Origin of the sequence: Mitsuokella sp. AF33-22 (assembly GCF_003475755.1) — a bacterium.
Lineage (GTDB): Bacteria > Bacillota > Negativicutes > Selenomonadales > Selenomonadaceae > Mitsuokella.
The window spans coordinates 23305-31729 of record NZ_QRQA01000022.1 but is presented as its reverse complement, the minus strand read 5'-3'; the positions used below and the strand labels follow the sequence as shown (position 1 = coordinate 31729).

At 55.3% G+C, this 8425-nt stretch carries 5 protein-coding genes; 2 read left to right on the top strand and 3 right to left on the bottom strand.

Features of this window, described 5'->3' with window-relative positions; genetic code table 11:
- Window positions 1–125: 125 nt before the first annotated feature.
- Window positions 126–566 carry a large conductance mechanosensitive channel protein MscL gene (gene mscL / locus DWZ54_RS11475; RefSeq protein WP_233541702.1) on the top strand — a complete coding sequence of 147 codons (441 nt, stop codon included), beginning with the start codon at window positions 126–128 and terminating at the stop codon, window positions 564–566.
- A 4-nt stretch (window positions 567–570) separates the two neighbouring features.
- On the opposite strand, the gene DWZ54_RS11470 is transcribed toward mscL, so the two are convergent.
- Complete coding sequence (locus DWZ54_RS11470) at window positions 571–3252, bottom strand: DUF3427 domain-containing protein (protein ID WP_199663391.1); 2682 nt, start codon at window positions 3250–3252, stop codon at window positions 571–573.
- A 329-nt stretch (window positions 3253–3581) separates the two neighbouring features.
- On the opposite strand from DWZ54_RS11470, the gene DWZ54_RS11465 reads away from it, so the two are divergent.
- The gene (locus DWZ54_RS11465) at window positions 3582–4142 is read left to right on the top strand and encodes an HDIG domain-containing metalloprotein (protein WP_118476454.1); all 561 of its coding nucleotides are present in this window, start codon (window positions 3582–3584) and stop codon (window positions 4140–4142) included.
- Between the two features lie 75 nt (window positions 4143–4217).
- On the opposite strand, the gene cobT is transcribed toward DWZ54_RS11465, so the two are convergent.
- Window positions 4218–6140 carry a nicotinate-nucleotide--dimethylbenzimidazole phosphoribosyltransferase gene (cobT, locus tag DWZ54_RS11460; RefSeq protein ID WP_118476452.1) on the bottom strand — a complete coding sequence of 641 codons (1923 nt, stop codon included), beginning with the start codon at window positions 6138–6140 and terminating at the stop codon, window positions 4218–4220.
- Window positions 6137–8338 (bottom strand): Tex family protein, encoded by a 2202-nt coding sequence (locus tag DWZ54_RS11455; RefSeq protein ID WP_118476465.1) that lies wholly within the window; start codon window positions 8336–8338, stop codon window positions 6137–6139. The genes cobT and DWZ54_RS11455 overlap by 4 nt, the downstream gene beginning before the upstream one ends.
- Window positions 8339–8425: the final 87 nt, after the last annotated feature.

The following is an 8425-nucleotide window of genomic DNA, read 5'->3' as shown; positions in this document are numbered from 1 at the left end:
TGCCGGTTAAGCGAAGGCTCCGCGTCAGCGGGGTCTTTTTTTGTGTATGTATATATGTTTTTGCTGTCTGTTATGCTACAATGAAAACGATCTTTTCTTTTTTTATCCGTAAAGGGGATGTATTTATGATTGAGGAATTCAAAAAATTTATTATGCGGGGCAATGTCCTCGATATGGCTGTTGGTATCATCATCGGTGCAGCGTTTGGCAAGATCGTCACTTCGTTTGTCAATGATATCCTGATGCCGCCCATCGGCCTGCTGCTCGGACGTGTTGACTTTTCAAATCTCTTCCTGAACCTTTCCAGCACGCCCGCTGCTACCCTTTCAGAAGCACGCGACGCCGGCCTGCCGGTCATTGCATACGGCTCTTTCCTCAATGCCGTCGTCGACTTCCTGATCGTGGCTTTCGCCATCTTCCTGCTCATCAAGCAGGTCAATCGCCTGATGCCAAAAAAAGAGGCAAAGGCCGCACGCCTTTGCCCCTATTGCCGTCAGGAAATCGCAGATGACGCCACGCGCTGCCCGCACTGTACCTCAGAGATCCCTGCTGCAGCGAAGGAATGATACTTCAAAGGACACCGCTGCTGTCGGTCATGGCTAAGTATTTGGCGGGAATCGCTTCGTCGAGACGATAAATAATCGTGATAGGCTGAGACCCGCGATGGCTGACAATATGCGCCGTACCAAGGAACGCATAGTTTTCCGTATGTCCAAAAGCATTTTTCTTGTTTTCACGGACGAAGAGCAGTATGATATTTCCGTTTTTATTCTGCTGGATATATCGCTGGCCTGTAGGCGACTGCTCGGAGGTCGTGCTCTGTGATTGCCAATGGAAAAGATGGCTATTGATGGAATAATCCTCATAACGCGTGGTATCAGAAAATTCGTTGCTGCTCTTATTCAAGGTGACGAGAAAGACGTCTGTAGGCTGCGTGACAATGCTGCTGTTTTTTGCGTGCAGGTATTTTACACCTTCTCGCACGCTTGACGGCTTTTCCAAACCGAGACCGGCAAAAATCTGGTCGCGCGAATAATGATAATGGACTTCTAACGGGCAGAGGTAAGGGACCTCTGCTCGTTTTGTTATCATGCCGATGTGCTGATACTGGTAGTCCAAGAGCTCCAACAGTTCTTTCTTGAGCGGTGTAATTTGGTTCAGCTGTGTGATGGCTTCCTGGGGCGTGTGCATGCCAGCTGCTTGGTAATCCTTACTCCAGATTGTGAATTGCCACATGCGCAAATACTGTGCAGTCAAGCCAGGATCCTGCGGAGCAGAATTCGTAAACGACGCCTGCAAGAATTGGAGCCAATGCGGGGCGTCGATTCCCAGTATGCGAGGGAATGCTTTTTTCATCAGAGTTTCTTCTTCACTGACGGGAAAATCCTCTATGATGCCAGCTTCTGCGCAGAGCCGTGCATAGCTGCGATTTCCATTATAAAATACCTGTGGTGAGAGCTGCGCCGCCTGCAGGAAGTCAGCGAGCCCCGGTACGATATGATTGTTGACGGTATAGAGCTCTCTGATGAGTTCCCGATAGTAATCGTTTTTGCTCAGGCGTTTGCGGATATTCTCCAGTATGTATTTTTGTGCGATTTCTTCGAGTTGTATGGAGCATCCCTTTGGAACGTGTGGAAAACCTGTCTGTATCTCTTGACGGATTTTCACGGGCTGGTCATGTCCGAGCAGTGCCTGCAGGCGGTTCGCGAAATCGTAACTGCGGTTGGATTGTGCAACGAAATCGAGTACCGTCAGACAATCTTTACCGGGAGCGAGGCGTAATCCACGCCCCAGCTGCTGCAGGAATACCGTAATGCTGTTGGTTGGCCGCAGAAAAAGAACCGTATTTACGGCGGGAATGTCGACGCCTTCATTGAAAAGATCGACAACGAACAAGAAAGTCAGGCGGCCGGTCTCAAGATCCTGACAGGCACGCAGGCGTTCTGCATTTGGCGTCTCACTATCCAGAGCGCGCGCTTGTATTTCATGCGCATTGAAATAAGCTGCCATGAAATGCGCATGTTTTTTGCTGACGCAGAACCCTAGGCCCTTCACATCGTGGATATCGGCAGTGTACTGGTCGACACTTTGCAGGATGGCTTTGGCGCGCTTTTGGGCTGGGAGGCTTTCCAGGACATAGAGATTGTTCAGGGCATTCGTATCGTATTGCCCATGTAGCCATTTTACTGTGCTGAGGTCAATGGGGTCTTCTACGCCGAAGTAATGGAACGGGCATAGCAGGCGCCGTTCAATAGCATCGGGAAGACGGATTTCCGCAGCAATGCGATGGTCGAAATAGGTGAGGATATCCTTGCCGTCCATGCGTTCTGGAGTGGCTGTCAGCCCTAGCAGGATCTTGGGCGTGAAATAGTTTAACAATCTCTGGTAGGACGCAGCTGCCGCATGGTGGAATTCATCGACGATGATCATGTCATAATAAGAAGGGGATAGTCTATCCCATAAATGGCAGCTATTGAATGTCTGGATGGACATAAAGAGATAGGCAGGATTTTCGGCATGGCTGCTGCCGACGGACAGTTCACCGAATGCAGGATCGTGCAGGACTTGTTGAAAACAGGACCGGCTCTGTCGCAGGATTTCTTCCCGATGAGCGATGAAAAGCAGATGGGGTCTGTTTTGACGGCTTTGTGCGAAGCGCCGATAATCAAAGGCTGCGATAGCCGTCTTGCCGGTTCCCGTAGCGGCGACAATGAGATTCCGCCAATGATGGCGCTGCTGGCGTTCGACCTGCAGGGCATCGAGGATGGCCTGTTGATACGGATAGGGCCGCAACGTGAAATGATACAGCTGGTATTGGCTGGCTGTCATATCACGGTTTTTCGCATGGTCAATTGCCTGACGAAGCTGCTGGAATTCATCTGTGCTGCCGGCATAGAGTTCGAAATCGTCGGCGTGCCAATACGTCTCAAAGGTTGCGGTCATTTTTTCGAGGATTCCTGGCAGATCCTGCTGAGTTACCTTCATGTTCCATTCCAGTCCATCGGCAATTGCGGCATGAGAGAGGTTGGAGGATCCAACGTAGGCCGTGGAGTATCCACTTTCGCGATGAAAGATATAAGCCTTGGCATGCAGGCGAGTTTCCTTGACATTGTAGGAAATCCGTATACGGGTATTTGGCAGCTCTGCCAGTTTCTGAATTGCTTTTGGATCGGTTGCCCCCATATAAGTAGTCGTGATAATGCGAAGTCGACCGCCGCGCGCAGTGAATTTCCGCAGCTGAGGCAGGATCAAAGTCAGGCCGGAGAATCGTATGAAGGAAACCAGGAAATCATTATATCACGAAAAGAAATACAGTATACACCAAGAGACGTAGTTCATGTGTTTATGAGGCTTAAACAGTGCTGAAGGATGTTCCACAAGGTTATCCACATGATTTTCGTTGACAATATGGAAAAAAGATGAAGGATACCGTCATTTTCCAGAAAATAATCGTAGTTATCCACAATATCCACAGATAAGCTTGTGCACAATGTGGATAACTCTGCGAAGAAATCGTGCTTGCATAATGGAGACAGATGGTTAGAATATAAATATATGAGCTTACAGATGGGGGGATCTTTATGGAAAAATTGACATTGGAAAAGGCCCGTGAAATCCTGAAGAAACATACGACGGAGGAGCATCTCTTTACGCATGCCGCAGCCGTCAGCGCAGCCATGGGCGCAATGGCCCGTCATTTTGGCGAAGATGAGGAGCACTGGCGTGCGATTGGCTATCTACATGATGTGGATTATGAGGCGTATCCCGATGAGCACTGCCACCATGTGCGGGAGTTCCTCGAGCCGGAAGGAGTTCCCGAGGCGGATATCCTTGCCATCATTTCGCACGGCTACGGCATCACGACGGAGGAGCGGGAACCGCAGACTTCCTTGGAAAAGAGCTTGTTCACGGTGGATGAGCTGACCGGCATCATCCAGGCGTATGCACTGATGCGTCCGGAAAAGATGGAGGGCATGGCCGTCAAGAGCCTCAAGAAGAAATTCAAGGATAAGCGTTTTGCCGCGAAATGCAACCGTGAAATCATCAAGCGCGGCTTTTCAATGCTGGGCATGGAGCCGGGCGAGGTCATGCAGTGCTGCATCGAGGGGATGCAGGAGCATCATGAAGAATTGGGCTTGTAAGTTCGTCATACAGGAATGGAGCAGCCACCAGCATATTATACTGGCGGCTGCTCCATTTTCTTGTCTTATGGTATTTTATCGTTCCTGACGTCCGGCTCCGGGGCCATCAGCGGCGACGGCAACATCGGTTTCGGCAAAGGTCTTCATATTGTTCAGCATATCGATGGAGGCCTTGAGGATGGATGTGCCGAGGCTGGCCAGCAGGCCGCCGGGAATCTTCAAGTCGAGCTGCAGGAGTTCCGGTTGGACGGGCAGTAGGTAAGGCCGCACATCCGGGCAGAGCTTGGCCGTATAGCGGGCTGCCAGGCAGGTGGTTTCATCATCGAGCAGGATCAGGCTGGAATTGCGTGCGGAGGCCAGGATGGCACCCATCAGGGCAGAAATCGTGTTCCGGTACATGGCGGGGACATGCTGCAGGAACGTATCTTCCGCATAGCGCAGGCTGCCGTCGGGCAGCAGCAGAGCCTGGTGAAGATCGGCGGCCATGGTCCCGAATGGTGCGTCGGGGTCAATTTCGGTCGTGGCCAGGCCGACGATGGCGCGGAAGCCGCTCATCTCTTCCCCGCATTCGCGTCCAAAATTGAAAGCGGCGGCAGGGGAAGCAGATGGGTAAAGATGGGCGAGCCGGACGCGGAAGTCTGCGTGGTCGGCGAAGGCCTGGGTGAGCTTCATCTGCATGGCATTTGACTTTTGCCCCGTGAAGCAAAGCAGGCCGAGATCTCCTGAGATGATGGTCGGCCGTTCGTCGCGGTCGATGCCGGCGTATTCTACGGCAATCTGTTCGAGTGCACCGAGGCTGTAGATGGGCTTGGCCAGGTTGTCGATGCGGCGCTGGCAGCGCTCCATGGACGGCCGGTCGAGCGGCATGATGGTGTGGAAGTAGAAGTCAAAGGTCTTATCCGTAAGATGCGGGTTTTCTGCCCCCATATGGCGATGTTCGAACGGAGGCTCTTCCTCGATGTCCTCGTTTTCATCGATTGACTGCCAGGCGCAGAGAGCCGCGTTCAGCAGATCCGCCGCAATGGCTGAGCCGCCGGTTTCTCCAAGCCGCAGGTCAAGGCGCAGGAACGGAGAAAGTCCAAGCTTTTGGAGCATATGGCGGTGCGAGCGTTCGGAGCCGAGGTGGGACGGCAGCAGATAGGCGGCAGAATCCGGCGCGAGGGCCTGGGCAATGAGCGCTGCGGCGCTGGAATTGGCGCCATCGAGGATCACGGTGCAGCGATGTGCTGCGGCACTGAGGATAAGACCGGCAATGCAGCCAAATTCAAAGCCGCCTACCTTGGCGAGGACATCGAGGCCATCGTTATCATCCGGCTGATTGACCGCGAGGCTCTGACGCACGATGCCGATTTTGTGCTGCAGGCGCTCGTCAGAGATATTCGTGCCGCGGCCAGTGGCCTGCTCGGCGGTCAGATGACAGAAAACAGCGGCGATGGCTGCGCTGGCAGTCGTGTTGGCAATGCCCATCTCGCCGGGCAGGAAGCAGTTGTATCCTTTGGCGATAAGGTCGTTGGCAAGTCCGATGCCCGCTTCAATGGACGCTTTCGCCTGTTCCCGCGTCATGGCCGGCCCTTTTGCCATATCGGCCGTGCCCGGTGCAATGCGGCGGTCGATGAGTTCCGGGATATCATCCATGGGGACGGCAATGCCCATATTGACGACGAAGAGGTCGGAGTTGGCAAAGTCCGCGAAGACATTGGCTGCGGCGCCGCGGCTGATGAGGTAGTTGCGCGTCATCTGAGCAGTCGTCTCGGGCGGATAGGCGCTGACGTCCTCGCAGGCAACACCGTGGTCGGCGCAGCAGATTACCGTTGCTTTTTGCGGGAGTTCCGGGTGCAGGCAGCCGCGCATATCGAGATAGCGGCATAAGAGAGGCAGCAGCTTTCCGAGCTGCGGGGTATCGCCTTCGAGCAGGATCTGCAGCTTTTTCCTGACGGTGCTTGAGATTTCGGCGGATGGGGCCTGGATGGCCCGGATGGTGTCTTGCAGAAGACTCATAGACGTTCTCCTTTCGGGACTTGTTTTAAGGAAAGGCCGATGCGGCCGCGCTTCTCGTCGACGCTGATGACCATGACTTTGAGTGTGTCACCGATGGCGACGACCTCAAGGGGATGCTTGACGCGCCTGTGTGAAAGCTCAGAGATATGGATGAGGCCATCCTGATGCAGGCCGATATCGACAAAGGCGCCGAAGTCCGTGACGTTGCGCACGGTGCCGCGCAGGATGGTGCCGGGCTTGAGGTCGGAGAGCTTGACGATGGCCTGGCGCGTCAAAGGAGCGGGCAAATCCTCGCGCGGATCGCGGCCGGGGCTCACGAGCGCGTCGAGGATATCGTGGACCGTGGGCAATCCCGCCGCGAGCTCCTTGGCGAGTCGCGTTTCGTCCTGCGGCTTCATCATCTCTCGCTTCATCTTGATCAGTGGCAGCTTATCCTTGTCCTTGAGGTCACTGAGGGCAAAGCCGAGCTTTTGCAGGAGTTCCTGTGCAAGCTGGTAGGATTCGGGATGCACGGGGGTATCGTCAAGCGGCGATTTTCCCTCGTGGATGCGCAGGAAGCCGGCACATTGCGTGAAGGCTGCCGGTCCGAGCCGTGGGACCTTGAGCAGCTGGCGGCGGCTCGTGAAGCGGCCGTTCTCGTCGCGGAAGGTCACGATGTTCTTCGCGGTGGTCGCGTTGATGCCGGCCACATGGCGCAACAGCGCAGGAGAAGCCGTGTTGAGGTCGACGCCGACATGGTTGACGGCGGCCTCAATCGTGGCGTCAAGCGTATGGGCGAGTTCCGTCTGGTTGACATCGTGCTGGTACTGGCCGACACCGATGGCCTGCGGGTCGATCTTGACGAGTTCGGCCAGCGGGTCCTGTACGCGCCGGGCAATGGAAACGGCGCCGCGGATGACGACGTCGTAATCGGGCAGCTCTTTCTTGGCCAGCTTGGAAGCCGAGTAGACGGAGGCGCCGGCTTCATTCGTGATGAGGTAGTGGACATCGTGCAGCTCGTACTCGCGGATGAGTTCCGCGGCGAACTGCTCGGTTTCGTAAGAGGCCGTACCGTTGCCGATGGAAAGCAGGGTCACGTGATGCGCGCGGATGGAAGCGAGCACCTTGCGCTTTGCCGCTTCATAGGCGCCTTTGCTTTGCGTGATCTGCAGCACGCCGTAATCGAGCACGCGGCCCGTGGAATCGACGACGGCCATCTTGCAGCCATTGCGGTAGCCGGGATCGAGCCCCATGACGGTGTGTCCGGCGAGCGGGGCCTGGAGCAGGAGCTGGCGCAGGTTGACGCCAAACAGATGGATGGCCTGAGCTTCAGCTTCCTCGGTGAGCTTGGCGCGCAGCTCGCGTTCCAGTGAAGGGAAGAGCAGGCGCTTGTACCCGTCTTCAATTGCGGCCTGCAGGGCATCCTCCCAGATGGAGGGGCGTTTGTGGACCTGCCGGTAAATCAGGCGGCAGTTTGCTTCGGTATCCGTTTTCAGCGTGACGTTCAGGCAGCCGAGTTTCTCCCCGCGGTTGATGGCCAGCGTGCGATGTGCCGGCAGGTGGGAAAGCGGCTCCTCGTATGCTGCGTACATCTGGAAAACGGCAGCCTGTTCCTCCGGCGCCTTGGGAGAGGCTTTCGTCTCGATGACCGCTGTGCGCCAGAGACGTTCGCGCATGGCCTTGCGCAGGCTGGCATCTTCCATGATGGTTTCGGCGACGATATCCATGGCACCGGCCAGCGCGTCCTCCACGGTGGCGACAGGACCGCCGTCCTGCACGAACGCGGCTGCTTTCTGGGCTGGCGTGCCCTTGGTGTCCATCTGGAGCAGCATTGCGTTGGCCAGTGGTTCGAGACCGCGTTCACGGGCCATCTGCGCGCGCGTGCGCTTTTTCTGCTTATAGGGAAGATAGAGGTCTTCCAGCTCCTGCAATTTTGTCGCCTGTTCAATGGAGGCGCGCAGCTCATCGGTGAGCTTGCCCTGCTCTTCGATGCGGTTTATGATTTCTTCCTGGCGCTTGCTGAGATTGCGCAGGTAGCCGAGGCGGTCTTCGAGCTGCCGGAGCTGTTCGTCTTCCAGTGAACCGGTGGCTTCCTTGCGGTAGCGCGCGATGAAGGGGACGGTATTGCCAGCGTCCAGCAGTTCAATGGCGGCCCGCACCTGTTCGGGACGGATCTTGAGCTCTGCCGCAATGAGTTTATCGATTGCTTCTGTTTTTATGATGATACACCTCTTTCTATCGCTGGCTGGCGATGCAATTTGTGTCAATTATGACACGATACTGTCTCCATTATAGTATAGCTGGCA